This is a genomic window from Acinetobacter sp. 1125_18A, from assembly GCF_052824985.1.
Map to the genome: position 1 here is coordinate 19,553 of NZ_VTDG01000003.1, position 26,509 is coordinate 46,061.

Genomic DNA, 26,509 nt, shown 5'->3' on the forward strand with positions numbered 1-26,509 from the left:
CTAAAACTCTTAAAACATGAAGAATCATGTTTATTTAAGACTTGGTTATGGCAATTTAGCAGAGTGAGCTTTAGACACGAATCATACTTTTACTATTTATATCCTCCATCCAGTCATTTAAATCCAAATCGTTGGTAAATGAATGTTCACCATCAATCTTAAAGACTAACAGAGAGTCATGAATGCTAATAATACTCGCTAAATGTTGGCGAATGATGTTGGCTTCATAGCTTGTGTTGATCAGCCAAGTGGAGGGGTTCACCCGAATTGAAGCATCATAGTCACAGATGAGCTTATGGACTTCATCTAAATGATGTACTTGTGAGGAATTTAAAATAATCAAATAATTCATATTAACAACCTCCATAAAAGAGATTTAGACAAAATAACTTTTATTATGAAATGTGATAAGTATCACGATTTAGCCAATCTAACATCAAAGTATTTTGATCAATTGAAAAAATGTCGGACAATCTAAAGCTGAATTTTGATGATGTGTTAGATTTTTTTATTGTATTGTTCAAGAAAATTCTTAGAGGATATTCCTTTTGTTACATAATAAACAACCAAAAATTTTAAATATTGGCTAAATTGAAGTATGATTAAGTTTAAAATATTTAAACAATAAGCTCATCAAAAGATGGGCTTTTTTGTATTACTCTCTCTGTGTTATAAAGTTTGAGGCTTAAAATGCTGGTTAAAATAGAAGATGGTTTTTACCTAAATTCACTGCATATTATCGCGATACATGTATCTAAGAATATGATTACGCAAAATTTTTCTATAAGTATAGAATATACACCGCACAATCAAAATGCCAATGGCCTATATCTTAAAAAGTGCCAGACCAAAGCTGAAGCGGATTTATTTTTGCAAAGTCTACATCAACAAATTGCACAAATATAAATTAAAATTTTTTAGTTATTTTTTGCATTGAAATTAAAAGAAAAGGAATTCATTTTTTAAGCTATATTAGGCCCACAATTGAATGTATCGATAATGTGAAAATCACAATGATTGAACATTTTGAGGTCAAAATGCATAAACTGAAAATTCTTATTTGTACACTTTCGCTATTCACATTATCTGCTTGCCAAAATGTGCAAAAAAATAACAAAATTATTGCCAAGGCATTTGATACTTCAACACATTTTCAACGCTATCTGATGGATAAATATGCACCAGAGAATGTCATTGTTAGCAATAACATTGCATACCAAGAACAGCCAAAACTAAGTTTAGATCTCTATCAAGCAAAAGATATTCAACACGTTGGAAAACGCCCAACAGTGATCTGGATTCATGGCGGTGGTTGGATTTCAGGTGCTAAAGATAATGCAAGAGGATATTTTAAGTTGCTTGCAGCACAAGGTTATAATGTTGTTTCTGTGCAATACCAATTTGCACCGCAAGCAATTTATCCAACGCAGTTGTATCAAATCAATAACGCACTGCGATTTATCCAGCAAAATGCAAAACAATACCATATAGATGCTGATCAATTATTTTTAGCAGGGGATTCGGCTGGGGCCAATTTAGCCAGTCATTATGCAGCGCTTCTCACTAATCCAAATTTCGCCATAGAATCTGGATTTACAGCCTCGATTCAAACTTCACAACTTAAGGGTTTAATTCTACATTGCGGAATTTATGATATGAACGCCTTTATCAATACAGCACCAGATGAAATCAAACTGATTGAATGGGGGGTAAATAATCTTGTCCAAGCTTATACAGGTAATCAAAAAGACAATCCTGAATATTTAAAACGTTTATCACCTATACAACATCTTACCAAAAACTATCCACCTGTTTTTATCAGTGGGGGTAATAAAGATTTTCTGACAAATACACAGTCCATTCCTTTTGTAAAAGCGTTGCAAGAAAAGCAAATCCCTATTCAAGCTGTTTTCTACCCTGAATCAAAAGAATGGTTGGTCCATGAATATCAATTTTTCTTGGGCAAAAAGGCGAGTCAGCAAACATTTGATCAAACTATTTTGTTTTTGAAGAAAAATGTTGATTCAAAATAAACTCAAAAAATAATGATTTAAACTGAATTGTCATAAAAGCATGTTATAAAAAATAAAATTGTAGTGAGAAATGAAAGATGGAAATCAGTGTAAAGCAAATCAACAAGCGTATAGATGAATTTCAAGAATCAAGTAAGAAAGCATCAACTTTAGAAATTGGCTATAAAACTTATGCTAAGTTAATGAATGAAGATAAATTTGCAGACGCACTCAAGAAAGATTCAAACAACACAATGGTTCGCTACTACAAAGATATAAAAATTAAATTGGTCACAGAAAAACACCATTTTGAGGTGAAATAAGCCTTTTAATAAATAGAATAACAATTTTTAAAATTTACAACTCAAGGAATGAGTGTAAATTTTTTTATCATATTGCATGAGAAAAAGTAATATATCTTTTAAACACTTACTTGATCCTATAGTGATCACTTTTGCCTGTTAAAATCAAAATTTAGTACATATAAAACATTGATATGTGCTCTTATTGTTAAACACAACTTGTAACAAATCCCGATAAATCCTTTGTTTTTTATTCACATTTTTTGGATGGTGTATCTAAATGTTTCATTTTTTTGATTTTTTTATCATGTGTTTAAAACATTAAAAACATATTTTATTAAGATAATCTAATGAGTGTTAATACTTTCTAATCAATGGAGTGGTGGTCTGATTATTGTGATATTGTTATCAAAAGCTACAGAATAACTTAATAAAAACAACTATATGAGAATATTTATCATTTATAATGAATCTTTTTAATATCTATTCATGCTGTAAAAGTAGACGTTTAGACTCAATTTTTAAGTGTTTTTTAATTTAATCAGGCTTAATGATCTTACAAATTGTGACAAAATATATTAGAATAAATGCTGGTTTATTCTGTGACGAAAAATAATGGAAATTTTAAACTTTATAAAGAGTTTCAACACGGTAAACACGTATTTAATTTTGGCGATAATTGCCTTGTTGTTTATAATTTCATTTTTCTACTTTATTCACCCAACCTGATTAAGTAGAAAATTGAAGAAAAGAGGCGAGTATCATATTGATAACTCGTCTTTTTTTATAAAAATAGTTTTTATCAAAGTGATGTTGCTTTTTATTCATCAAATTTAATGCGTGAGATTTCGTATAGTTATAGATTGTATTAAAAATTGAATTTATATAACATACCAACCAAATGGTATCTTTTGATGAATTTATGAATTCTATTGTTTTTGCCTATAGTTTGTTGGCGGTCGCTATCATCGCTGAAGTAACAGGTTCAACATTCTTAGTGAAATCGCAAGGCTTCACAAAGTTAGTACCGAGTTTACTGGTGGTATTTTTTTATGTGATTTCTTTTTATTTACTTTCTCACGTGATTAAAACAATTCCATTGGGTATTGCTTATGCAATTTGGGCTGGTGTCGGTATTATCCTCACTGCTTTGGTGGGTTACTTCATTTTCAAACAAAGCTTAGACTTTGCAGCAATTGCAGGCATTGGATTAATTATTTCAGGTGTATTGGTGATTAACTTATTTTCAACATCAGCAGGGCATTGATAAAAGCACGAAGCAGGTAAGATTTGAGTATGGATAAAATTGTAGAAAATGCTTATCAACGTAAAAAAGATCCTGAAGGTGTTAAAAAATTAATTTTAGCTAACACGATGAGTTTAGTTGCTGAACATGGTGTAAATGGCGTATCTATTCAAAGTATTGCAACGCGTTCAGGTGTAACTAAAGGTGGTGTATTTCATCATTTTGCCAATAAACAAGTTCTGATTGAGGCCATGTTGGAAGAGTTAATCCAAAAATTGGACCAGCAAGTTAGTCTGGCAATTGAAAAAGATCCAGTTACTTATGGCTGTTTTACACGTGCATATATTGATGTCACCTTAAGTCCTTCATTTGGTGTCAACACGGTATGGAGTGCTTTAAGCATGACATTGATGACAGATAAATCTTATAGTGAGAAGTGGGATCAATGGCTGACACGGCGATTGTCTCAACATGCTGAAACGGATGATTCTGCCACATTAAAAATATTACGTTATGCAGCCGATGGGGCATGGTTTGTTCAAAGCCTCTCCCCAAAAATGCAGGATGATTATGAGGAAATTAAACAGGAATTGTTGTTAAGGACTTATCCTGAATAGTGATTCATTTGCTCTGCTTTGTAAGCAAAACCAATAGCTACAGATCAAAATAAAAATCCAAAATAAAAAAACCAAGCCAAATGATATTGGCTTGGAATGGAAAACATTCTTTAAACTTGGTTAAATCATTGCTTTATGATTTATTCACTGCCTAAAGTCATTAAACTTGCATTTCCGCCTGCAGCCGCAGTATTGATACTGATCGCACGCTCAATGAGTAATGGTGCAAGTGGAATAATTGTATTGGCATCCGCTAAATGAGTTATGCCAACAATTGCACCTTCACGTTGCGCAATCAGAGTTTGTAATTCTTTTAGACCAGCACCTTGATGTAAAACTGCATCAAACTCTCCAACAGCCACATCATTGATCATCGAAAATTTTTGTTGCAACGCTTTTGGCATACTTTGAATCATTTTTAAAGCAATCGCATCGTCACTTAAAATACAGACTTGTGCATTGAGAGACAAAATTGCATTAAACTGATTCAGTAAAGCCTGTTCTTGCGCTGCGATTGCCAATATCCGATGACGTGATACAACATGGTATTGATTCAATTCACCTGTTGGACCCGGAAGTTCATATAAAGCAATCGGTGATTGATACTGATGCATAGCCCATTGCGCATAGTGCTGTTTTGCCCAAGTGTGAAACTCTGTTTGAATTTCAGATGGCTTTAAATTGAGCTGTTCAGAGATATTTTTTACAGTACCAAAAGGGCGATTAGGTAGCGCTGTATGCTGCATCAATTTATATAAATAAATCGGACCGCCAGCTTTAGGTCCTGTTCCTGATAAACCTTCACCACCAAAAGGTTGTACGCCTACAACGGCACCTACAATGTTACGGTTAATATATAAGTTACCCACTTCCGCATGTTCAATGGTGGTTTGAATAGTTTCATCGATACGTGTATGTAAACCCATGGTTAGGCCATATCCTTTTGCATTGATATGTTCTAACAATTGCTTTAATTCACCATATTTATAGGTAATGACATGCAATACAGGTCCAAAAACTTCACGTTTTAAATCATTCAGATTTGGAAGCTCAATCACTGTCGGGACAATAAATGTGCCTGCATTTAGATCAGATGTTGGTGTTTCATAAGCAAGTTGATGTATTGCATAGCCTTTGCTCCGCATCATTTCGATATGTTTTTCAATATTCTGTTGCGCTTCACCATCAATCACTGGACCTATATCTGTTTTAAGCAAAATAGGTTGTCCAATGTTGAGCTGTTGCATGGCACCTTTAAGCATCTTAATCAAGGTTGCTGCATTGTCTTCTTGAACGCACAATACACGGAGGGCAGAACAACGTTGACCAGCGCTATCAAATGCTGAATTTACTGCATCAATTACGACTTGTTCTGTCAGCGCAGAAGAATCTACGATCATCGCATTTTGGCCACCCGTTTCAGCAATCAAAGGAATCGGTTGACCTGTTGGACTCAGGCGTTGTGCTACGGTTTTTTGTAAAATCTTAGCAACTTCAGTGGAACCTGTGAACATAATGCCTTGAATACGTTCATCTTGGCTGAGTTTTGCCCCAACTGTTTCACCACGACCAGGAAGTAATTGTACTACTGATTTTGGAACTCCTGCTTCCCATAAGATTTGAATTGCTTGTGCTGCAATTAATGGGGTTTGTTCAGCAGGTTTAGCAATTACGGTATTTCCTGCAACAAGTGCTGCTGAAATTTGTCCAGTAAAAATTGCAAGCGGGAAGTTCCAAGGGCTGATACATAAAATTGTACCCAATGGGCTGAGTGTGCCATTATCCTCAATGCTTTGCATTTGTGCTGCATAGTATCTAAGGAAATCAACGGCTTCACGTACTTCAGCAATACCATTACTATAAGTTTTACCACTTTCACGGCACAGTAAAACCATCAGTTCCTGAATACGCGATTCCATAATCGTAGCAGCTTTGAGCAATAACTCTGCACGAAAATCTTGAGATGCATTTTTCCAATTTTCAAAAGCTTGATGAGCGTTATCTAAGGCCAAATCGACTTGTGCTGTTTCTGCTTCGATCACATAACCAACTAGATCTGAATGATCAGCTGGATTACGGATTTCTTGCGAATTTATTTCAGCTAAGTCTTGTAAATCAAGCTGATCGACAAGGCTATAACTGTTCCACTGGTGTTTTAAATAGTGTTGAACAGTTTGATTTAAATCTTGTAATTTACTGTCATCAGCTAAGTCTAAACCTTGAGAGTTTTGGCGTATGCCTTGATATAAATCATGAGGAAGCGGAATAGCAGGGTGTTTAAACCCGACTGCGTGCTCTTTTTCTGCAGTATGTAAAATCTCTTGAACTGGGTTTTCAATCAAGTCTTCAATTTTAATATTTTTATCTGCAATACGGTTAACAAATGAGGTATTCGCACCATTTTCCAATAAACGTCGAACCAGATAGGCCAATAAGGTTTCGTGATTACCGACAGGCGCATAAATACGACATGGAATCCCTAATTTCTGATCTGAAACCTTGCCTACCACTTGTTCATAAAGTGGTTCACCCATGCCATGTAAGCATTGGAATTCATATTGACCAAGATAATATTTTTGTGGATCTGCTAACTCATAAATAGTGGCAAGTGTTTGCGCATTATGTGTTGCAAATTGCGGATACACCTGATCAGGCGCAGCCAATAGTTTTTTTGCACAAGCAATATAAGACAAATCTGTATGCACTTTACGGGTAAAGACTGGGTAGTCAGACATACCGTCAATTTGTGCTTTTTTGATTTCACTGTCCCAGTAAGCACCTTTGACCAGACGAATCATTAAACGTTTTTGACTACGTTTTGCCAGATCAATAATATAATCCACCACATAGAAACAACGCTTTTGATAGGCTTGGATCACAAAGCCTATACCTTTCCAGTTTGCCAGTTGTGGCTCAAAGCATAAACGCTCAAGTAATTCTAAAGACAGCTCTAAACGATCCGCTTCTTCAGCATCAATATTGAGACCAATATCATAGGTCTTAGCTAAAAGTGCTAAATTTAAAATACGAGGATAAAGTTCATGATGCACACGTTCGGTTTGAGAACGTTGATAACGTGGATGTAAAGCCGAAAGTTTAATTGAAATTCCAGGGCCGGTATAAACATCTTTACCTTCAGACGCTTTACCTATGGCATGAATCGCTTGTGTATAGTCTTCGAAATAGCGATCTGCATCGTGTTCAGTCAGTGCTGCTTCACCAAGCATGTCATAAGAATAACGGAAACCTTTGTCTTCAAGAGTTTTGGCATTGTCCAAAGCCTCTTCAATGGTTTCACCAGTAACAAACTGTTCACCCATCATACGCATTGCTGCATCAACTGCTTTACGGATGATGCCTTTACCCGTACGTGCTAAGAGCGAAGTGAGGATCCCCGAAAGGCTGGTTTGTTTAGGTGTTTCCATCAGTTTGCCTGTCAGCATGAGTCCCCATGCAGCAGCATTGACAAACATGAGATTACTTTGGCCTAAATGATCTTTCCAGTTACCTTGATTAATTTTATCGCGAATCAATAAGTCTCGGGTCGCACTATCAGGGATACGTAACAAGGCTTCAGCCAAGCACATCAATGCGATGCCTTCTTGTGAAGACAATGAAAACTCTTGCAGCAGACCCTGTACGATACCTGCTTTGCCTGACGAACTTTTACGGTCACGTAAGCTATGCGCTAAGTTAAATGCAATGTCATAAATTTTCTGATTCATTTCTTCAGAAATTTGACTGTGCTCAAGTAAGTTTTCAACGCATTCCGATTCAGTACGACGCCACGCATGATTGATTTCTTCTTCAAAATCAGTTTTGTCTTTAAATTCGGTAATGTAATCCAAACTTGGAAGTAGGTTTGCATTTAAAACTTGAGGCGAATCCATATTCATTGTCAACGTCCTGTGACTAGCAAATATTTTTGTTGAGCAGTTGGGTTTATATAATTTATGATTACAGAATATTTAGTGAATAACTCACTATAATTTGAATAATATTTAGAGAATTATTCTATGGAAAGTGCTTATTTAAGCTTGGATCGTATAGATATTCGGATTTTGGATATTTTGCAAAAAGATGGAAAGATTTCCAATATTAAGTTGGCTGAAAAAGTTAATTTATCCCCAACAGCCGCGCTTGCTCGGGTGCAGAAATTGACAGGGGAAGGATTTATTTTGGGCTATGAAGCAAAACTAAATCCTAAAATGTTAGGCGCTAATTTTGTGGTATTTGTTGAGATTCTTTTAGACAAAACTACACCCAATGCTTTGGATGCTTTTTCAGATGCAATCGTACAATATCCAGAAATTATGGCATGTCATATGATTAGTGGTGGTTTTGATTTTTTAGTGAAAATTCGGTGTGCAGATATGGAGGAGTTTCGTCGTATTTCAGGGCAGGTCCTGTGGCAATTGCCTGGGGTAAAGGAAACGCGTAGTTATCCAGTGATGGAAGTGATTAAAGACAGTTCACAATTACATTTAAATTTTAAAGCGAAAGTAAAGAAATAGAAAAGGGGCATGAATGCCCCTAACTCTAATGATTTATTCAAACATTTGAATTTACATATTTTTCATTTCACGGTTATAAATTTGCTCAGCATTTTCAAAACGATCAATTACTTCTTTTTCAGGGGCTTTGTCCATTAAACTGACCACAATGATGCTGATGAAAGAAAGCACAAAGCCTGGCACGATTTCATATAAACCAGTATGCGCCATGGTGTTTTTCCAAACAATTACCGTTACAGCACCGACAATGATACCGATCAATGCGCCATTTAAAGTCATACGTTTCCAAAACACAGACAATAAAATAAGTGGACCAAATGCAGCACCAAAACCAGCCCATGCATACGCCACTAGACCAAGTACCTTGCTTTCTGGGTTAAATGCCAAAATGATCGCGAGTACTGAAATGGCTAAAACCATTAAACGACCGACCCAAACCAACTCATTTTGTGAGGCTTTTTTGCGAAGAAAAGATTTATATAAATCTTCAGTCAATGTGCTTGAGCATACCAAAAGCTGACAGCTTAAGGTGCTCATGACAGCGGCTAAAATAGCGGCTAAAACAACACCAGCAACCCATGGATTAAATAAGATTTTGGTTAATTCCATAAACACTGTTTCTGGATTTTTTGCCACAATTGCAGCTGACGGAATATCAGGATGTGCTTGGAAATAAGCAATACCAACATAACCTACAGCAACAGCGCCCGCTAAACATAGAATCATCCACGCCATACCAATACGACGAGCATTAGGAATGGTTTTCACTGAATCTGCTGCCATAAAACGGACTAGAATATGCGGTTGTCCAAAATAGCCTAAGCCCCATGCCATTGATGAAATGATGGCGATAAAACTGACCCCTTGGAACATATTTGCTGCATGTGGACGTGCAGTTTCAATCAATTGATTGACATGTTGTAAATCACCGACTGCCAAGAAAGTCATAATCGGTGCCAACAGTAATGCAAAAATCATCAAGCCCGCTTGAAATGTATCTGTCCAACTGATCGCAAGGAACCCACCAATACACACATAACTGATGGTTGCAATCGCACTGACCCAAAGAGCAGTGGTGTAGTTCATAGCAAAAATACTTTCAAATAAACGTGCACCTGCCACCATGCCTGAAGCACAGTAAATACCAAAGAAGATTAAAATGACCAGCGCAGAAATGATACGGATCACTTTCTTTTTATCACCAAAACGGCTGGTGAAATAATCTGGTAATGTTAATGCATTATTTTGTATTTCAGTATGGACACGTAAACGGCCTGCGACCAAGTACCAGTTGAGCCAAGCACCAATAATGAGCCCGATTGCGATCCATGATTCAGATAATCCAGTCAGGTAAATTGCACCTGGGAGTCCCATGAGTAGCCAGCCACTCATATCCGATGCACCTGCTGAAAGTGCAGTGACAAAACTCCCTAAACTTCGACCTCCCAAAATATAATCTGAGAAATCTGTGGTTTTTCTATAGGCATATAAGCCAATACAAACCATTGCAATGATATAAAAGATAAACGTGACAACTGTAGGGTTGAGTGAGTCCATATTTAATTCAGTCCTTGTGGAGTAAATCTCCAAGTTTTATTTTTTATCGCATAAGTTTCACGAGCGAATTCTTTCACACAACTAAAAAATATCGCTGTGATTTTTATAAGGTGATTGTGCAAGATTTATGTATCCGATTGTAACTTTAGATACAAATGCAAAAAATCAGCAATTTATATCCAAAAAAATTCTACTGGGAGTGTTTAGAGACTGTGGGATTATACTTTACGCAAAGTTACATTGTTAACGTTTAATTGATAATTCCATAAAATTGTTTATCGAAATGACATATTTTGCTAGTACAAAAGCAGATGAGAAGGAATATTATTGTAACTGCACAACTATAGTGCATAAATATATAATGAGCAGATCACATGGAAACGGTTCAACCTGAAGTTACAAGAATAGAAAAAGATTTATTGGGAAGTAAAGAAGTTCCTATAAACAGTTATTATGGTATTCATACAATCCGAGCTTTAGAAAATTTTAATATTTCTAAACATACCGTCGGTGAGCAAAGCTTTTTTATCCGCGCTTTGGCTCAGGTCAAAAAGGCCTCGGCACAAACCAATTTGCAATTTAATAAGATCTCTGAAGAAATCAGTGTAGCGATTCAAAAAGCAAGTGATCAACTGATTGAAAATCCGCAAAATTGGAAAGATGCATTTCCATCAGATGTATACCAAGGTGGTGCGGGTACATCGATTAATATGAATACCAATGAAGTCATTGCCAATATCGCGTTAGAGTCTTTAGGTTATGCGAAAGGACGTTATGACATCATCCATCCAAATGACCATGTCAATAAATCTCAATCGACCAATGATGTCTATCCCACCGCATTACGTTTAGCAACTTACTATTCACTGGATTTGTTATTTGAAAAAATTAATAATTTGATTAGTTCACTGACATTAAAATCTGCTGAGTTTCAGTATGTGTTAAAAATGGGACGAACACAGTTACAAGATGCTGTCCCAATGACATTAGGACAAGAGTTTCATGCCTTCGCGACATTACTCAAAGAAGATGTTCGTTTAATTAAAAAAACCCGTGAACTTTTATTAGAAATTAATTTAGGCGCTACTGCGATTGGTACAGGGGTAAATACGCCACATGGTTATGCTGCGCAGGTCAATGAAAATTTAAAAGCCTTAACAGGTTTAAACTTAATTGGTGCAGAAGATTATGTTGAAGCGACCAGTGACTGCGGTGTATTTATTATCCTTTCAAGCACCTTAAAACGTTTAGCTGTAAAACTCTCTAAAATCTGTAATGACTTACGTCTATTAAGTTCTGGCCCAAGAACAGGTTTATGGGAAATTCGCTTACCTGAATTACAAGCTGGTTCATCGATCATGCCAGCGAAAGTCAATCCTGTGATTCCCGAAGTCGTCAATCAAATTGCATTTAAAGTGATTGGTAATGATTTAACCATTACCTTTGCAGCAGAAGCAGGCCAATTACAGTTAAATGTGATGGAGCCTGTGATTGCGCTTACCATGAATGAATCAATTGAGTTACTGATCAATGCGATTCAAACCTTGGATGAGAAGTGTATTCAAGGTGTGGTTGCCAATGAAAAAACCTGTTTTGATGCTGTGATGCGTAGTGTTGGAATTATTACCTTACTTGATCCAATTTTAGGTCATGCGAAGTGTGATGAAATTGGGAAGCAATGTATTGCTGAAAATAAAACCATTCAAGAGGTTGTACTTGAACAAGGTTTATTGAGCCAAGAACGTCTAGATGAAATTTTCTCTTTTGAAAATATGATTTCAGAAATTGCAGTACAGCCATATGAAGAAATCGGTAAAGCAGGCTAATTGTTTGAATTACACTTGTTGATCCGTGTAAAAAACGCTGATAGATACAGCATTTCGGTGCTGTATTTTTATGCATGGTAAAAAAAGTAAAGTTTCTTTATAATTCAACAAAATTTAAAATCACCAACAAAAGTCAATAATCTATGAATAATAAACATTTAATTCTCGCCTTAAGCTTGGTACTTCTTTCTGGATGCGCGAAAAAAACGGAAGAAGCTGCTGAAAGTTCGGCGTCTGCTCAAGATGCACAAGTTGTTGCTCAGGATGCTGCACAAGCGGCTGATGCTGCAGAAAAAAGTGCTGAGCAAGCTACTGAAAATTCTGTTGATACCACACCTGTGACTGAACAAAAACCTGAAACTATTTTAAGTACCGATGTCAGTCAAGCAGAAAAAGCACGTCGTATGGTGCGTGAAGCTCAGGTTAATTTTACCGCCAAAGATGTGGTTAAAACTGCTTTAGAAATTGATAAGCTCACTTTTCAAGCGGGTGGCTTTATAGAGCAGAAAAATATCAGTTTTGATGTACTCGATGTAAAAACACAAAAAATTGCGGATGGTAAAATCCGAGTTTTTGAAAAAGTTGATCCGTATGCGGAGATCATTGTCAGAGTACCGAGTGATAAAGCTGCGGTATATGTCAATCAGTTATTGCCATTGATGTACTTTTTAAATCAACAACAATATTCTGCAAAGCGGTTTGAGTTAAAGCTTTTAGAAGAAAAAATTGGACAAACTCAAACTGTACCTAGTGATACAAAACAATCACAGCTGAATGAAATTTCCCGTTTAACCCAACTTGAAGTTCAAGATCGGGTGCGTTTTAGCACGATTAGTATTGCCATTAAGCAACCTGCAATGGTGAGAGAAAGTCTGGATGTTGATGTTGCTGCTGTGGCACGCTTAAACGGTGATAGTTTTTGGAAGCGTGCTTGGGAAGGTATTCAATATGGCTGGCAATTTATTTTGGATTTATTGGTTATTTTAGTCACCATTTGGCCACTTTATTTACTGGTATTTCTTGGCTTGATTATTTATCGAGTGATTAAGCCTATAATGAATAAATTATTTAATGATTCATTATCGACTAAACCTTCTAAAGATGTGAAAAAAGATCAGATGAATTCTACAGACGACAATGCATGATTTTACTTAGCGCTATGCTGTAATTTTTAAACCAGTGCAATTGCACTGGTTTTTTAATGTGTTGTCAGTTTTTCAAAAAGCTGTTGCATCCCTTCAGTCGCACTCATTTTTAAACATTGGTATTGTTGGGGAACACGCTCATAACTGGCTTGTGGATCAATATAATAGGCATCACTGTATTCTGGAATCTCGTGAATCAAACCTGCCACAGGGTAGACGGTCAATGTCGAGCCAATAACAATAAAAATATCAGCATCACGGATCATCTGTACTGCTTCTTCATACGCAGGAACCGCTTCACCAAACCAAACTACATGAGGTCGAAGTGGAAACCCTTCAGGACATTTATGTTGTTCTAGGTCCAATTGCCAACCATCTATAGGATAAAACTCATTTGTGTACTGCGCATTGGGTTTAGAACTTTTAGCAAGGCGGATATTGCCATGTAAATGAATAACCTGTTGGCTTCCTGCACGTTCATGCAGATCATCAATATTTTGAGTAATTACAATGACATCAAAATGTTGTTCGAGTTGAGCAATGATATCGTGTGCTTGATTGGGCTGAGCATTGAGAATATGTTGACGTCGTTCATTGTAAAAACGTTGCACCAAGGCAGGGTTACGCCGCCAAGCTTCAGGTGTAGCCACCTCTTGAATATCATAATTCTCCCATAAGCCATTACTATCTCGGAAAGTGCTGATTCCACTTTCTGCACTCATTCCTGCACCTGAGAAAACTACAATTTTTTTCATAGGATAAACAATTAAAATTTTTAAAATCCTAACATAAATATTGTGAAATATGAGTGAAACGTATTTTCTTAGAATTAATTTGTTATAAAATAACAGCAAGTCATACTTCGATCATTTCGAATATTTTTTATAAAAATCAAATGTACTAGAAATAAGTTAAATTGGAACAGCATGGAAACACGTGATATTGTCAATGCCCCTGAAGTTAAAAAAACAATTGTAGAGCGTAGTCAACGCCGGAAAGATGATCCAGAAATTACTCAGTGGTTTGAAAAAAAATTCTTTGAATATGTGATTAAACAATTCAATCCAGTTTTTTATGTAAATTCGGTTTCTGCTTGGAAAATTTGTCAACTTCCGCAGCCTATTCCTACATGGTTTTTGAACAAGCTTGAACAACAGCCAGAACATCAGATGTTGTATGTTGATCCTTTACATGAACAGATATTGGAGCTGGAAAAGCCCATTTTAGAGTTTTTTAATTCGCGTTTAAAAAGCAATTTAAAAGGCAAATTCATGAAAATGACCTATGAGCAAGTGTTAGACGCTTGGCATAAAGATCATGAAGCAATGAAAAAGCGTTTAGAAAAAGGACAATGGGACAGCAGTGAGCAGGCAATTGATGAAGTTTTAACTGTAAATACAGGCAAGTTTATTGAAATTACGGCAACAGGAATGTTGTTGCGTAAGGAAATGGCATTTGAATCACGTTATATGCAGCACTGTTTAGGGCAGTTTAGCAACCTGATTGAATTGAAAGAAGGCTATGGTGAATACTATGTAACGCAAAAAGAGCAGGGAATATTTCGTTATTTTAGCTTAAGGGATTCAAGCAATAAGCCACATGTTACCATCAGTTTAGAATGGGATGGTGAAGTGTGGTGTATTGAGCAGATTAAAGGTAAGCAGAATCAAGCACCAGTTAAAAAATATGCAGATGATGTCTTATTATTTTTAAATCATATTCTACCAAATAATAATCATAACCCAGATTGTTTAAGCATGGGGATCGTCTATGAACCTGAGATAAATGAGGGTTCAACGGATCATGCCAATCAAGCCTTGTATTTCTATTTTCATGAATTGGATGATCCTTGTAAAATTGAAACGTTATTGATGAAAAATCAACATTTATTGGAACAATATGATCATCAAACCCATGTGATTCAGCATCTTTTGCTGGGACTAAATCGTCCAGAACATATCAGGCACCCATCAGAAAAATATATAGAAGAGATCGTTGCTTATACAAATCAACAGCAAACTGAGAAAAAATTTGATTTAAAGGTTGAGTTAAGTCAAGCAAAGTCAAACAAATCGCTGTGGAGCGTGATCTTTAAGCCTTATTTCTGGTTGATTCAGACTTTATATGAATTAAGCAAGATTCCATTGCTGGGTTGGATGATTAAAATTATCGTCTATATCATTGCCTTGCCTTGGGTTTTGTTAAATTTAAAGCAGGACAATCGTAAGCAATGGATGCTTGCAACTGGTGATCTGATTTATTTTCGTAATCATATTCAATGGTATCAGGTGGATAGCTTAACTTTAGCGCATTTTGAACAGCATCCAGAAATATATAAAAAACATTTAAATCAATTGTTAAATATCAAACAGAAAAAAGTAGGCTCTAAAGAGAAACAGATTCGTTATTTTTTAAATCAATATTTTCAAATCGCTCAATTAGAAAATCTTTATTCAAGTAGTGAATTTGGTACTGCAAGTTATTTAAGAGATATTTTGGTGTTTAGCCATATTCAAAAAATATTGACTATACGGTTATTGGTGCAGTTCTATGAATTACAGGAATATGATGCATGGCAATATATTGTTGCTTCATCGAAGATTATTCAAGACTGTTGTTCTAGCTGGCAGGATATGGGCGAGAAATATGTCGCAGGGCGTGAGCTGTATTTGATGTTTAAACATTCAGATTTTGAAAATTATGATCGCTCTGCAAAGCAAGACTTACACTTATATCAATCCATATATCCCAATAATTGGTCACTTTATTCATGGAATATTGATTTATTCTCAACCCATAATAAAAACAAAGTAGCTGAATGATGATTAAATCTGAATATACCCATGAAGTATTTCGTAAAGATATCCATTGTCCGCAAGGTTTATTGGAAAATAAAAACTATGCAGAATTGGAAAATTTTTTCAATGTGTTATGGCAAAGTCGAAGTCATAAATTGCCGCAGCTTTGGGAAAATGAATGGTTTGATCAGCCCAAACAAATGTTTAATGACATATTCTTAAATCACGGCATCACAGCATTAAAACATATCAATGAATGGCATTTGGCTTTTCCAGAAAGCTTTTTCCCTTATATTGTTCGTGTGCGTTATTGGGCTTTTTGGGCAGCTGAATATCGTGGGCAAGAATGGTCAAGCAATGTTACAGATGAAATGTGGGATTGTGCAAGAGAGGCGCAAAAGCAATTGTATGCTTCTGCAATGCAAGCTTTTGCATTTAGTGCGGAGACATGGACAATTGCACTGCATTTATTAAATTCGGCAGTTCACTTGGATGAACCTGAATGGTTTGCAGAGTGGATACTTAAGCGTCGATATCCTTCAAATTTAGTCCATAAAATAAAACCTTCAGCCCAAGCAATGGCGCAAAAAAGTGGCTTAAATCAAGATTTAAAAATTGATTTACCCCAAGATGTGCCTCAACTTTTACAAAAATATCTAAATTTGAAAGAAGAAATTGATTTACCTCAAGCACATGCCGCTTTTTGGTTAAAAATATTTATAGAAGAATCAGGTTTTGGCTTGCTTGCAGTAAGAGATTATTGTTGGTATCTCTTGCCACGATGGGGACACGATCATCAGGCCATTATAGATTTTGCTCAGTCGGATTGGTGTCAACATTTTAGCGAAATCGAAAAAAGTGAATTAAATTATATCGTGTGGTTTGATACGCTTGATACAAGTTTTGATAAAGATCAGACACTTGAAATAAAAAAATATATCCAAAAAGCCCAAACAATCTTAAAACGCCCCTTAACGGAACGTAATCGAGCAGTCATCTATTTAAAATTGGCATATTTCTATTATCTGTTAGATGAAAATGATCCAAGAATTTTATCTTGTTATCAAAATGCTGCAGATTATCCTGTATTTGATGAGTATGAGCTTGATCGAGCAATTTATTTTTGGCGACATAATGCTCAAGATTCAGATTTTCTAGGCCGAATTGCATTGTCCAATCGGAAGCGTCTTGCCAGTGCTGCGGTTCTTTATGGTTTTCTATGTCAACATGGTTGGTCTAGTGTTGAAAAAAATCCATTGGTTGCTCAATCTTGGTATGAACAGGCAAAATTATTGGAAGCACCAAAAGCTTATCCTGAAGGGCGCTGCTGTTGTTTTTTCCGTGTCGCAAACAATTTTGATGATGATCACGGCTATATTTTTATCATTGATTTATTACATCAAGGTGCAGATTTAGGTTTTGTATATTGTTGCTTTAGCGCGGGTTATATTCATTCTTTGGCTGAACATCCTTTATATGATGTGAATCAAGAACTGTATTATGCAAAAAAAGCAGCAGACCAAGGTCATTATATTGCCATGTATAATATGGGCATACACTATCTAAATTTAAGTATGGATGAAAACCAATCTCAACCTAAAGAATATTTAAAAAAGAGCTTAGGGTATTTTGAACAGAGCCGATTAGGCTTAGAGAAGTCGCAACAAGATCATCGTTATATTAATTCTGATTTGCTGAATGATCTGATTGATATTTATGTCACGCGCTTATTTAATTTTAGCTATTATCCTGAAATTGCAGAGCAAATGATTGCAGTTTTAAAAACAAAAGCACATAAACGCCATATTGCTGCAATGTGTGCGATAGCAAGACTACATTTTGATCTTAAAAATCGACCTCATTATTATGACTATGCTGAAGCAGTTAAGTGGTGTCAGGCGGCTTATCTACAAGATCCAGAGCATGACCTTGTCAAAGAGGTTTTATATGAAATCATGGGAAATACCAAGCGCAGTATCAAAAAGTATAACCAAACAATTACCAATATTACTGCTTCAGACATACCTGGACGCCAAGATGTTTTAATTTAGTTGATTTCTATTGATTTATTATTAACACATAAAGTCTAAGGATTTGATCCCTCTCAATTTAGAGTATCAAAATAAGGGCATAAAGCGCATGACATTTAGAAGGGGGAGCGGATTCTAATGTCATGATTTATTTTTAAATTATTCAATAAATTTGATTTGTTTAATGAAGTAAAAAGATTCATCTGCACTAGGACCAGCAACTCGATCTGCATTTTTTTCAAATTGAATATCTGCTTGGCCCTTTTTTCAATATATTCCTTTTTTAAAATTTGACCGCCTGTTTCTTCATCATGGTCAAACCATTGTCCGCACTTTTGATTGCAATATGCGTAAATGGTTTTACCTTGGGTATTTTTTAACAGCAAACCATTGTCATCAACACCACCGCCATTGGTTAGTATATAGTTTTGTGTTTTAGCATAGGCAAAATGACTGATTGAAATACAGGTAAGAACAAACAATATTTTTTTCATCTTTTCCTCAAGATTTAATAAGACTTTATTGTATATACACGGATATTTTACAACAAAAGACATGTATTAAAAGAAAAGGTCTGTAAAAACAGACCTTAAAATACTGAGCTTAATGATCATGGTGTAAATATTTTGGCTGTTTAGGGAGTTGCATACTACAGAAAAGACAAATAATCAGCATGACAATCACGTAAACAAAGAAGCTATTCTCATGACCGAGATCTTTTAACTTTAATGCAACAGCTGGAGCAGAACCACCAAAGATTGCATTACCGACTGCATAAGCAAAACCAACTCCCAAGGCTCGAATATGTGGCGGGAACATTTCTGCTTTAACTAAACCACTAATTGAAGTATAGAAACTGAGTAACATCATTAAGAAGATCAGTAATAATGTCACGATAAAAGCTGAACCACTAAAGTACGGCATCGCAATGACCATGACAGGATAGATAAAAATGGCACAGCTGCTACTAAAGAGCATCATTGAAGCACGACGACCGATTCGATCTGCTAGCATCCCAAACAATGGTTGTACACACATAAACACAAATAGGGCAATGGTCATCATATAGCCGACCGTTTTGTCGGCAAAACCAAGGCTGGTGATATAGGTTTTTGAATATACTGTGATGATATAAAAACACAATGAACCTGCAGAGGTATAACCAACAACCAGTAGGAAAGTATTCCAGTTCTTACTGAGTAATTCTTTTAAACTGCCTGAACCCTCTTTTGCACTATCATCTTCAGATAAGGTTTCTTTTAAATGTCGACGCGCAAAGAATGAAAGAATGGCAACGACACCACCAATAACAAATGGAATACGCCAGCCACCGTCCATTAATTGTTCTTTAGACATAAGGGCCAACATAATCACGCCTAAAAGGCTTGCTAAAAGTTGTCCACCCGACAGTGTCACGTACTGAAAAGAGGAATAAAAACTGCGTTGACCTTTTAAAGCAACTTCACTCATATAGGTTGCAACTGTACCATACTCACCACCTACTGAAAGTCCTTGTAACAGACGTACAGCCAATAATAGAAATGGTGCTGCCATACCGACTTGATCATAAGTTGGGAGTGCTGCAAATAAAAATGAACTGATCGCCATTAAGGTAATAGAAATGATCATGGATTTTTTACGTCCATAGGTATCACCAATCCAGCCAAAGAGCCAACTGCCTATGGGCCGCATGAAAAAACTAGCAGCAAAGACGCCCCATACATAAATCGCTTTTGTGGAGTCATCCATATCTGGAGCAGTTAATGCGTGGGTGAAATAGGTTGCGAATGCTGCATAAATATAGAAATCAAACCATTCCACCAAGTTACCAGAAGCAGCCCCAACGATAGCCATGACACGATTACGTTTTTCATGTGGCTGATAAATATGTGTTTCAGTCATAAAATATCCTTATTATGCTGCTACGGTTTTTATGTCTTAAAAATGTGAAAAATCAAATTTTTTGCATTTCAAACTGTTTGGATTTTGCATTTTGATTTTAAGATTAAAAGATTATACAAATACGGTATTGGTACAAAAAATACACAGCTTAATACAGCTATATCTATAAATTAATGCACGAATGATCTTGTTTTAATTTGCGTAATATGAGAATTTATTGGTTAATTGCATATTCTAAAAATGAAAAAAATAATTAATTCTCAAACTGGGTTTTAGATAGATTTGCTTATGATTTAAGTTAAATAGGGTCTGTTGACATTTCATAAATGGCTTGCGTTGTAGACTAAAATTGAGCAGGCAAGGCATGAAACGAAGAGAATAGCGAGACTATTTTCGAGTTTCATAACGTAGGCTGAGATAATTTTAGCCACAACCCTTCGGGACTAGCGTGTTTTTTGCCGCTACGTTGTTACGAACTACTCATTTAGAATAACTAAATTTCGTATTTCGCGCCTAGTATCGCCTAAAAAACACACGTAGTCGCAAACGTAGACGAATTGTCAACAGACCCTAAAAGACCCCTCGAAAAGTATTCGGTATTATGTTGAGAAAAAGTATCTAATTACGATTGGGTGAAATCACATCAATTCGAATGAGACAAATTAGAGAGAAAGAAAATACAAGAATATTTTCAAATTAACAAAGGGCAGATTGATTATCGGCATAATTGACTTAACAAGTTGAAACAAAATGAGACACAATTTGTCGTTTTAAAAGGAGCTGTAGACAAGCCTGTCTAGACACTTGACTAAGATTTTTAGTATAATTCATCACATTCTAAAATTAAATAATAAACTATGTCTAACAATATTTACACTGCCTTAGAGCAACTGGGACTTAGCGCGCAAAAACGAGCGATCCATGTTTTATTTTCAAATTCATCTTTAAATGATCAAGTATTCCTGCAACGTATTGATGGGACACATACACTTAACTTAGGCCTTAGCCTACAATTAACTTGTCTATCTACATCAGCAAGCATTGCTCTAAAAAGCTTTATTGGTAGCCAAGTGGCTGTAGACGTTGTTAATGACAAATCTGAGCTGAATCGAATTTCAGGGATCGTAACCAAAGCCGATGTAGGTGCCAGTGACGGTTCCCTTACAATTTATCGTCTTACAGTAGAAGATCCCACAGCGCTTTGGAAATATCGTAGAAATTCCAGAGTGTTTATGAATAAATCTGTTGTTCAAGTTGTGGAGGTTCTATTTCAAGAATGGCGAGAACGAAGTCCATTATTTGCCTCAAGCCTGACTTTGGATAAAACTGGTTTAACCAAAGACTATGATGTCCGACCATTCATCATGCAGAGCAATGAGCTCGATTTTGACTTCATTCAACGGTTGTTGGCTTCTGAAGGGATAAGTTTCTTAGTCGATGAAGCACAGCACAAAGTTTCTAGTTCTTCAGAGCAGATTCAACCACAGAAACTACGCCTAATCGATCATAATGCGCAATACAAAGCACTAGATCGCCGTAGTATCCATTTTCACCGTAGCAGTGCTGTAGAAAGACAAGATAGCATAACGGCATTTACTGGTTTACGTTCCATTCAGCCTACGGCTGTACATGTACAAAGATGGCAAGCGGATGCTTTAGAACAAGAAGAAGGTGCAGGTTCAGTTCTTAGCAAGCATAAGCATTCAGACAATCAGAATGTGGCAAGTTTAGCTTTAGAACAGGCATTTCATGTCAGTCCTGCATGGATACAGGACTTAAAAGGTGAAGATGGTGTAACCAAATCTGGTCATGTCCAAATTGAAAAGCTCAATGAAAACTTGAGTAAATATTTCGATCTACAAGCCAAAAAATTTACTGCTATTTCTACAGTAAGAGATGCATATGTGGGGTATTGGTATGAATTTAATGAACATCCTGAAATAGATCAGCATTCAGGTGCTGACAAAGAATTTTTGATCACCTCAAAGACATTCTATAATCAGAACAACTTGCCTAAAGACCTGAATGATCAAGTGACAGCATTACTTAAACAAAGTCATTGGCAATTGAACAATATCATCACCAATAACAAAGATGAACGTCAAGCCAATCAGCTTGTATTGCAACGTCGAAGCATCGATGTCGTTCCTGAATATAACCCACTGCAACAACGACCTACCACACATCCACAACGAGCAAAAGTTGTCGGGATGGAGGGCGAGGAAATTCATGTCGATGAATGGGGACGTATCAAAGTACGCTTCTTGTTCACTCGAAATGAAGACCACACCCATGATGGCGGTGCAGGTTCAAATAACAATGATACAGATTCGGCTTGGGTCGATGTACTGACGCCTTGGGCAGGAGAAGGCTATGGTGTACGATTCTTGCCTCGTATTGGAGAAATTGTGGTCATTAATTTCTTTGATGGCAATATCGATCGACCGTATGTCGTGGGGCGAATTCATGAAGCACAACGTCATCCCACCAAATTTGATCATAAAGGCAAATTGCCAGATACTAAAAAATTAGCAGGGATAAAAAGTAAGGAATATAAAGGGAGTGGCTACAACCAACTGAGATTTGATGATAGTACAGGACAAATCAGCGTCCAACTGCAAAGTAGTCATTCAGCAAGCCAGCTGAATTTAGGTAATCTCAGTCATCCTAAAGAAACTGACACTAGCGAGGGGCGTGGTGAAGGCTTTGAATTGCGTACTGATCAGTGGGGAGCCCTTAGAGCTAAACAAGGCTTATTGCTTTCTACCTATTCGCAAGATTCAGCAAGTGGTCATCATCTTGATGCACAAGAGACAAAATCACAACTTGAATCTGGTTTGAATAATTCAAAAGCGTTAAGTGAAGTCGCTAAAAATCAACAAACTGACCCTTTAGAAATTCTAGATGATCTTAAGCAGTTTATTGAACAAATCGAACAGCAAAGTGAAACTAAGGCAAAAGCATTTAAACAAGCTTTGATGATTTTGACTTCACCCGATTCAATCGCCCTTGCAAGCAATGAAGATGTACATCTTTCAGCAGATGGTCAAATTAGTCACAGTGCAGGCGATAGTATTAACCTTAGTACTCAAAAGAATTTATTAGCTCATGCACAAAGTAAAATCAGTTTGTTTGCAGCACAGGAAGGTGCCAGATTCTATGCAGGTAAAGGCAAGGTTGAAATACAAGCTCAAGGAGATGGGGCTGATTTGATTGCACGTAAAGGGATTCAAATCATTTCAACTGAAGATGCAATCTATATTACCAGTCCTAAAGAGATTAGATTAATTGCAGATACCTCAGAATTAAAAATCAATGGTTCAGGTGTGTTTGCCACTACAGGCGGTTTGTTTGAGAGTAAGGCGGGGCAGCATGTTTTGAAAGGAGGTAACAATTTATCTGCAATCGTACCTGTCTTACCTACAATTAACGTATTGCCAAAGGAATTGGAACTAAAATATGTTTATGAGGATTTAAAACCCGTGGCACAGGCGCCTTTTAATCTTATTTTTTCTGATGGTTCTTCTCTAGAAGGTATATTGGATGCTGATGGATATGCCAAGGTCACTATCCCAGGCGATAAAATACAGCCTAAAGTTTATTATGGTTTTAGTAGTGTTGAGGCAAAGCCTGATAAAGAGAAAGTAGATAATCCATTTAAAGATAAAAAAGTGATGAGCATAACTGAAGCAGAACAACTAATAGAACAATACAATCAACAAGAATTAGATGCATTGTTGGATGATTATTTTCCTGATGAAATTGAAAGTATGATTAATGGGGATACTATTGAGTATGATGATCATGTTGGTGATTATGAAGAACAATTACTAGGGCAAGAAAATAATCACAATGACGAAATAGCTGATGATTTAGAAGAAATATTATTAACCAATGATTCAACTTCTAGATTAGAACTAGGAGATGAAAAATGAATACTGCTGTAGCGAAAGCAACCTCACAAACTGTAAGAGTCACTGCTAAAGGTGAACAGTCAGCAGCTCAATGGATCAAAGGTGTGCTTGATGGAAGTGGTTCAAGTCCTGCACAAATCATTGTTGCAGTGGTGATTGGTTGTATTCCTTTTGTAGGCCAAGGGGTCGATGTCGGGAATGTTATCGTTTCGGTCATAAAAATTGCTGAAAAGCCAGAAGATAAAGATAATTGGTTTGATTTGGTATTTAACCTAGTAGCTTTTGTTCCTGTAGCTGGTGATGGCTTAAAAATTGTTTTTAAGCAATTACGCTCAGGTAAAGCGATGGGCGCAATTTTAGATGCAATCCCAAGTAAGACTATGCGAGGGAATGTAGATAAATGGTTCAGGAATTTAAATTGGAATGCTTACACAAAAGAATTACAAAATACAAGTAACAAAATGATTGATGGTTTAATTGATGTTTTTGACAGTTGGATGACTCGGGCGGTATTGGGTAATGCAAGATTAAAGACCTTAGTGACCCAATTAAATCAAATGAAAAGAGTTGCCAATCAAAAAATTGAGATGGTGATGAAAGAAATGCAAGCTGCTCATGCAAAAGCAATTGCAACCCCTTATCCAAATACCACTGCAAAAGCTCCAATTGTTACAAAAACGCCAGCACCTACACCAGTAGCACAGGCTAAAACACCTGCAACTCCTACCCCAACTCCAAAGGCAAAAACACCATCAAAGCCAGCACCTAAAAGTTCAAGAAAACCGAATGAAAAACCAGCACCTAAAACACCACAAAATGGGAGTGTACCTAAAAATACAGGTGGTAATAGAGTAAGCCCAGGTAGGAAAAATACTTCAAATCGCCGAAAGCAATTGAAAAGAAGAAAAAGATCAAATAAGGAGTTGGGTTCAGGTGGTGAGCATATCACGGATTACTACTATGTAAGACGTATGAAGAGTCGAACTAAAATCAATCATGATGGCGTGCTTTATGAATATCATGATGATGGTCACAATGGTATAGATCATGTTTGGCATAGCTCAAGATTGGGGCATAAGTATCGTGTAACAGACAGTAAAGCTACTAATGCTCTAAGTCATAGAGCATTAATGACACCCAAAGCCGCAATGATGGCGTTAAAAATGGGGTTAGATGTTTATATGTCTACAGATCAAGATTATAAAGTTAAGAACACTGTAGGCACTACAGTAAGTGATGGTGTTCAGATGTCACATTTGTGGATTTCTCGAAAAATTGGTTCATCAAAAATAGTATCAGCACACGATAATCTGCTTGATGATATCGAAGCATGGGAACGAGTACAATTTAAAGTGTCAGCAGAAAAGAAGCTAGGTAGATCTGTTGCTATAAGGTGCCCCTATGATAGAAGCTTGGTTACTATTACAGGTGATAAATTTGACCATCATGAAAAATGTAAAGGACTGAATAAACCTAAATGCACTAGAACTGTAACTGCACATGGCATTAAATTAGAATTTGTTTTACCAAATGACATGTTGGAGCGATAAAATAATGTCAATAACAGTGAATGATCAAACAATAGATTGGCAAAAATGGTTAAATTTAGAAATAAAAGATACAAACCTGTTTAGGGATAGTTTGCTTGAACAAAGAATGTATCATAAAAGATTTGATACATTTGTAAATGGAATTTATTCCGTTACAGATGGTTTTAGCAATTATAAAAATGATTCTAAATTTGGTGGATATATTGCAGCTGGTAGAAGACGAATTATAGATACTTTAGACTTAATTTCTTTGCAATATTCAGCTGGGGGTGACATAGATTTTATAAAAGAACTTTATCCTTATTTACTTCATTGGACTGAAGAATACGCAGAAACAAGTCATCTCTATAATTTGAGTCCTGATGCTGATGGGCGATTTGTATGGCATATTGCTTTAAATACAGAGGATTATTGGTATATAGCATTGCGTTTGATTTGTTTTGGTTTATTGACTGGTTATGCAGATCAAATGGGTCGCGTAATACCAATTATAGATTACACAGAGGCTGTGCCAGAAGGACAAGAAAAAGATGGCTTAATTGAGCATTTAGTTGCCCCTTTTATTTCTGATAGAGGCGTTCCACCAACTGAAGCAAGGCGACATTTACCTTATCGTAAATTAATCAAGGTCTTTGACGCAGAAGAGGGTAAACGTCCTGAACTTATGTTGCAATATTTAGAAGATTGGTACGATGCTAGTCGTCGTGAACCCTATTATGAACAACATCCTGAAACTGATCTAAGATCAGGGCGAAGTTATTATGGTTATTGGTCATGGGAAGCTGCTGCAGTAACATGGTTATTAAATATCGATGATACAATCTATCGAGAACATCAGTTCTACCCAAAAGACTTGGTTGATTTTGCTAGAAAACAAGCTGAGAATCCAACAGCTGAAATAATAATTGAACGAATTAAAGTAAAAGGTGGAGAGAAATGTTCCAAAACTGGTTATTGGACGACTCCCGCTCAACCTGATACACGACCTTACTTCACACAAGGTGAAATATTACCAACATTATCAGAAACTGATTGGGGTGAAGTATATTGGTATTTTGATGGTGAAAAGTAAAATTTTGAGCTAGTAAAACCATCT

At 36.2% G+C, this 26,509-nt stretch carries 19 protein-coding genes; 13 read left to right on the plus strand and 6 right to left on the minus strand.

The features are described from left to right. Positions 1-70: 70 nt before the first annotated feature. Positions 71-352 (minus strand): hypothetical protein, encoded by a 282-nt coding sequence (locus FY049_RS05630; RefSeq protein ID WP_004719854.1) that lies wholly within the window; start codon positions 350-352, stop codon positions 71-73. A gap of 338 nt (positions 353-690) precedes the next feature. On the opposite strand from FY049_RS05630, the gene FY049_RS05635 reads away from it, so the two are divergent. The 5 genes from FY049_RS05635 to FY049_RS05655 all read left to right on the plus strand — a co-directional run bounded on the left by FY049_RS05635 (position 691) and on the right by FY049_RS05655 (position 4,177). After that, entirely contained in the window at positions 691-906 is a 216-nt protein-coding gene (locus tag FY049_RS05635; RefSeq protein WP_056511607.1) for a hypothetical protein, read from the plus strand. 131 nt (positions 907-1,037) lie between these two features. After that, positions 1,038-2,033, plus strand: coding sequence for an alpha/beta hydrolase (locus tag FY049_RS05640; RefSeq protein ID WP_056511909.1), 996 nt, complete (start codon positions 1,038-1,040; stop codon positions 2,031-2,033). Between the two features lie 77 nt (positions 2,034-2,110). Further along, on the plus strand, positions 2,111-2,335 hold the full coding sequence (locus tag FY049_RS05645; RefSeq protein WP_446083335.1) for a hypothetical protein: 225 nt from the start codon (positions 2,111-2,113) through the stop codon (positions 2,333-2,335). A gap of 901 nt (positions 2,336-3,236) precedes the next feature. Further along, complete coding sequence (locus FY049_RS05650) at positions 3,237-3,581, plus strand: DMT family transporter (protein ID WP_035372365.1); 345 nt, start codon at positions 3,237-3,239, stop codon at positions 3,579-3,581. A 29-nt stretch (positions 3,582-3,610) separates the two neighbouring features. After that, positions 3,611-4,177, plus strand: a complete 567-nt coding sequence (locus tag FY049_RS05655; RefSeq protein ID WP_446083336.1) for a TetR/AcrR family transcriptional regulator — start codon at positions 3,611-3,613, stop codon at positions 4,175-4,177. Positions 4,178-4,317: 140 nt separating this feature from the next. On the opposite strand, the gene putA is transcribed toward FY049_RS05655, so the two are convergent. Further along, positions 4,318-8,073 (minus strand): trifunctional transcriptional regulator/proline dehydrogenase/L-glutamate gamma-semialdehyde dehydrogenase, encoded by a 3,756-nt coding sequence (gene putA, locus FY049_RS05660; RefSeq protein ID WP_446083337.1) that lies wholly within the window; start codon positions 8,071-8,073, stop codon positions 4,318-4,320. 120 nt (positions 8,074-8,193) lie between these two features. Between putA and FY049_RS05665 the strand changes: the two genes are divergently transcribed. Then, complete coding sequence (locus FY049_RS05665) at positions 8,194-8,691, plus strand: Lrp/AsnC ligand binding domain-containing protein (protein WP_004821915.1); 498 nt, start codon at positions 8,194-8,196, stop codon at positions 8,689-8,691. A 51-nt stretch (positions 8,692-8,742) separates the two neighbouring features. Here the strand turns inward: FY049_RS05665 and putP are convergent, their stop codons facing one another. Continuing rightward, a complete protein-coding gene (gene putP / locus FY049_RS05670) occupies positions 8,743-10,248 on the minus strand; it encodes a sodium/proline symporter PutP (RefSeq protein ID WP_004719871.1) in 1,506 nt (501 codons plus the stop codon). 374 nt (positions 10,249-10,622) lie between these two features. On the opposite strand from putP, the gene aspA reads away from it, so the two are divergent. Both aspA and FY049_RS05680 read left to right on the plus strand, forming a co-directional pair. After that, a complete protein-coding gene (aspA, locus tag FY049_RS05675) occupies positions 10,623-12,074 on the plus strand; it encodes an aspartate ammonia-lyase (RefSeq protein ID WP_004821911.1) in 1,452 nt (483 codons plus the stop codon). 143 nt (positions 12,075-12,217) lie between these two features. Continuing rightward, on the plus strand, positions 12,218-13,219 hold the full coding sequence (locus tag FY049_RS05680; RefSeq protein ID WP_446083338.1) for a hypothetical protein: 1,002 nt from the start codon (positions 12,218-12,220) through the stop codon (positions 13,217-13,219). 53 nt (positions 13,220-13,272) lie between these two features. Here the strand turns inward: FY049_RS05680 and FY049_RS05685 are convergent, their stop codons facing one another. Continuing rightward, the gene (locus FY049_RS05685; protein WP_004719877.1) at positions 13,273-13,974 is read right to left on the minus strand and encodes an SIR2 family NAD-dependent protein deacylase; all 702 of its coding nucleotides are present in this window, start codon (positions 13,972-13,974) and stop codon (positions 13,273-13,275) included. Between the two features lie 171 nt (positions 13,975-14,145). On the opposite strand from FY049_RS05685, the gene FY049_RS05690 reads away from it, so the two are divergent. Together FY049_RS05690 and FY049_RS05695 are read left to right on the plus strand one after the other, a co-directional pair. After that, positions 14,146-16,041, plus strand: a complete 1,896-nt coding sequence (locus tag FY049_RS05690; protein ID WP_446083339.1) for a DUF1266 domain-containing protein — start codon at positions 14,146-14,148, stop codon at positions 16,039-16,041. After that, positions 16,038-18,068 carry a DUF4034 domain-containing protein gene (locus tag FY049_RS05695; RefSeq protein ID WP_446083340.1) on the plus strand — a complete coding sequence of 677 codons (2,031 nt, stop codon included), beginning with the start codon at positions 16,038-16,040 and terminating at the stop codon, positions 18,066-18,068. Before FY049_RS05690 ends, FY049_RS05695 begins: the two co-directional genes overlap by 4 nt. Before the next feature lie 95 nt (positions 18,069-18,163). On the opposite strand, the gene FY049_RS05700 is transcribed toward FY049_RS05695, so the two are convergent. Beyond that, on the minus strand, positions 18,164-18,541 hold the full coding sequence (locus FY049_RS05700) for a hypothetical protein (RefSeq protein ID WP_446083341.1): 378 nt from the start codon (positions 18,539-18,541) through the stop codon (positions 18,164-18,166). Positions 18,542-18,650: 109 nt separating this feature from the next. Then, positions 18,651-19,949 carry an MFS transporter gene (locus FY049_RS05705; RefSeq protein ID WP_446083342.1) on the minus strand — a complete coding sequence of 433 codons (1,299 nt, stop codon included), beginning with the start codon at positions 19,947-19,949 and terminating at the stop codon, positions 18,651-18,653. A gap of 857 nt (positions 19,950-20,806) precedes the next feature. Here FY049_RS05705 and FY049_RS05710 point away from each other — a divergent pair. The 3 genes from FY049_RS05710 to FY049_RS05720 are packed head-to-tail and all read left to right on the plus strand — an operon-like array spanning position 20,807 to position 26,485. Then, the gene (locus tag FY049_RS05710) at positions 20,807-23,884 is read left to right on the plus strand and encodes a type VI secretion system Vgr family protein (protein ID WP_446083343.1); all 3,078 of its coding nucleotides are present in this window, start codon (positions 20,807-20,809) and stop codon (positions 23,882-23,884) included. Beyond that, complete coding sequence (locus FY049_RS05715) at positions 23,881-25,413, plus strand: hypothetical protein (RefSeq protein ID WP_446083344.1); 1,533 nt, start codon at positions 23,881-23,883, stop codon at positions 25,411-25,413. Before FY049_RS05710 ends, FY049_RS05715 begins: the two co-directional genes overlap by 4 nt. Positions 25,414-25,417: 4 nt before the next feature. Further along, positions 25,418-26,485, plus strand: a complete 1,068-nt coding sequence (locus FY049_RS05720) for a PoNe immunity protein domain-containing protein (protein ID WP_446083345.1) — start codon at positions 25,418-25,420, stop codon at positions 26,483-26,485. Positions 26,486-26,509: the final 24 nt, after the last annotated feature.

Excerpts from the sequence above, each read along its gene's own strand:
- FY049_RS05630 (WP_004719854.1), bottom strand. The coding sequence starts at position 352 with ATGAATTATTTGATTATTTTAAATTCCTCACAAGTACATCATTTAGAT.
- FY049_RS05635 (WP_056511607.1), top strand. The coding sequence starts at position 691 with ATGCTGGTTAAAATAGAAGATGGTTTTTACCTAAATTCACTGCATATT.
- FY049_RS05640 (WP_056511909.1), top strand. The coding sequence starts at position 1,038 with ATGCATAAACTGAAAATTCTTATTTGTACACTTTCGCTATTCACATTA.
- FY049_RS05645 (WP_446083335.1), top strand. The coding sequence starts at position 2,111 with ATGGAAATCAGTGTAAAGCAAATCAACAAGCGTATAGATGAATTTCAA.
- FY049_RS05650 (WP_035372365.1), top strand. The coding sequence starts at position 3,237 with ATGAATTCTATTGTTTTTGCCTATAGTTTGTTGGCGGTCGCTATCATC.
- FY049_RS05655 (WP_446083336.1), top strand. The coding sequence starts at position 3,611 with ATGGATAAAATTGTAGAAAATGCTTATCAACGTAAAAAAGATCCTGAA.
- putA (WP_446083337.1), bottom strand. The coding sequence starts at position 8,073 with ATGAATATGGATTCGCCTCAAGTTTTAAATGCAAACCTACTTCCAAGT.
- FY049_RS05665 (WP_004821915.1), top strand. The coding sequence starts at position 8,194 with ATGGAAAGTGCTTATTTAAGCTTGGATCGTATAGATATTCGGATTTTG.
- putP (WP_004719871.1), bottom strand. The coding sequence starts at position 10,248 with ATGGACTCACTCAACCCTACAGTTGTCACGTTTATCTTTTATATCATT.
- aspA (WP_004821911.1), top strand. The coding sequence starts at position 10,623 with ATGGAAACGGTTCAACCTGAAGTTACAAGAATAGAAAAAGATTTATTG.
- FY049_RS05680 (WP_446083338.1), top strand. The coding sequence starts at position 12,218 with ATGAATAATAAACATTTAATTCTCGCCTTAAGCTTGGTACTTCTTTCT.
- FY049_RS05685 (WP_004719877.1), bottom strand. The coding sequence starts at position 13,974 with ATGAAAAAAATTGTAGTTTTCTCAGGTGCAGGAATGAGTGCAGAAAGT.
- FY049_RS05690 (WP_446083339.1), top strand. The coding sequence starts at position 14,146 with ATGGAAACACGTGATATTGTCAATGCCCCTGAAGTTAAAAAAACAATT.
- FY049_RS05695 (WP_446083340.1), top strand. The coding sequence starts at position 16,038 with ATGATGATTAAATCTGAATATACCCATGAAGTATTTCGTAAAGATATC.
- FY049_RS05700 (WP_446083341.1), bottom strand. The coding sequence starts at position 18,541 with ATGAAAAAAATATTGTTTGTTCTTACCTGTATTTCAATCAGTCATTTT.
- FY049_RS05705 (WP_446083342.1), bottom strand. The coding sequence starts at position 19,949 with ATGACTGAAACACATATTTATCAGCCACATGAAAAACGTAATCGTGTC.
- FY049_RS05710 (WP_446083343.1), top strand. The coding sequence starts at position 20,807 with ATGTCTAACAATATTTACACTGCCTTAGAGCAACTGGGACTTAGCGCG.
- FY049_RS05715 (WP_446083344.1), top strand. The coding sequence starts at position 23,881 with ATGAATACTGCTGTAGCGAAAGCAACCTCACAAACTGTAAGAGTCACT.
- FY049_RS05720 (WP_446083345.1), top strand. The coding sequence starts at position 25,418 with ATGTCAATAACAGTGAATGATCAAACAATAGATTGGCAAAAATGGTTA.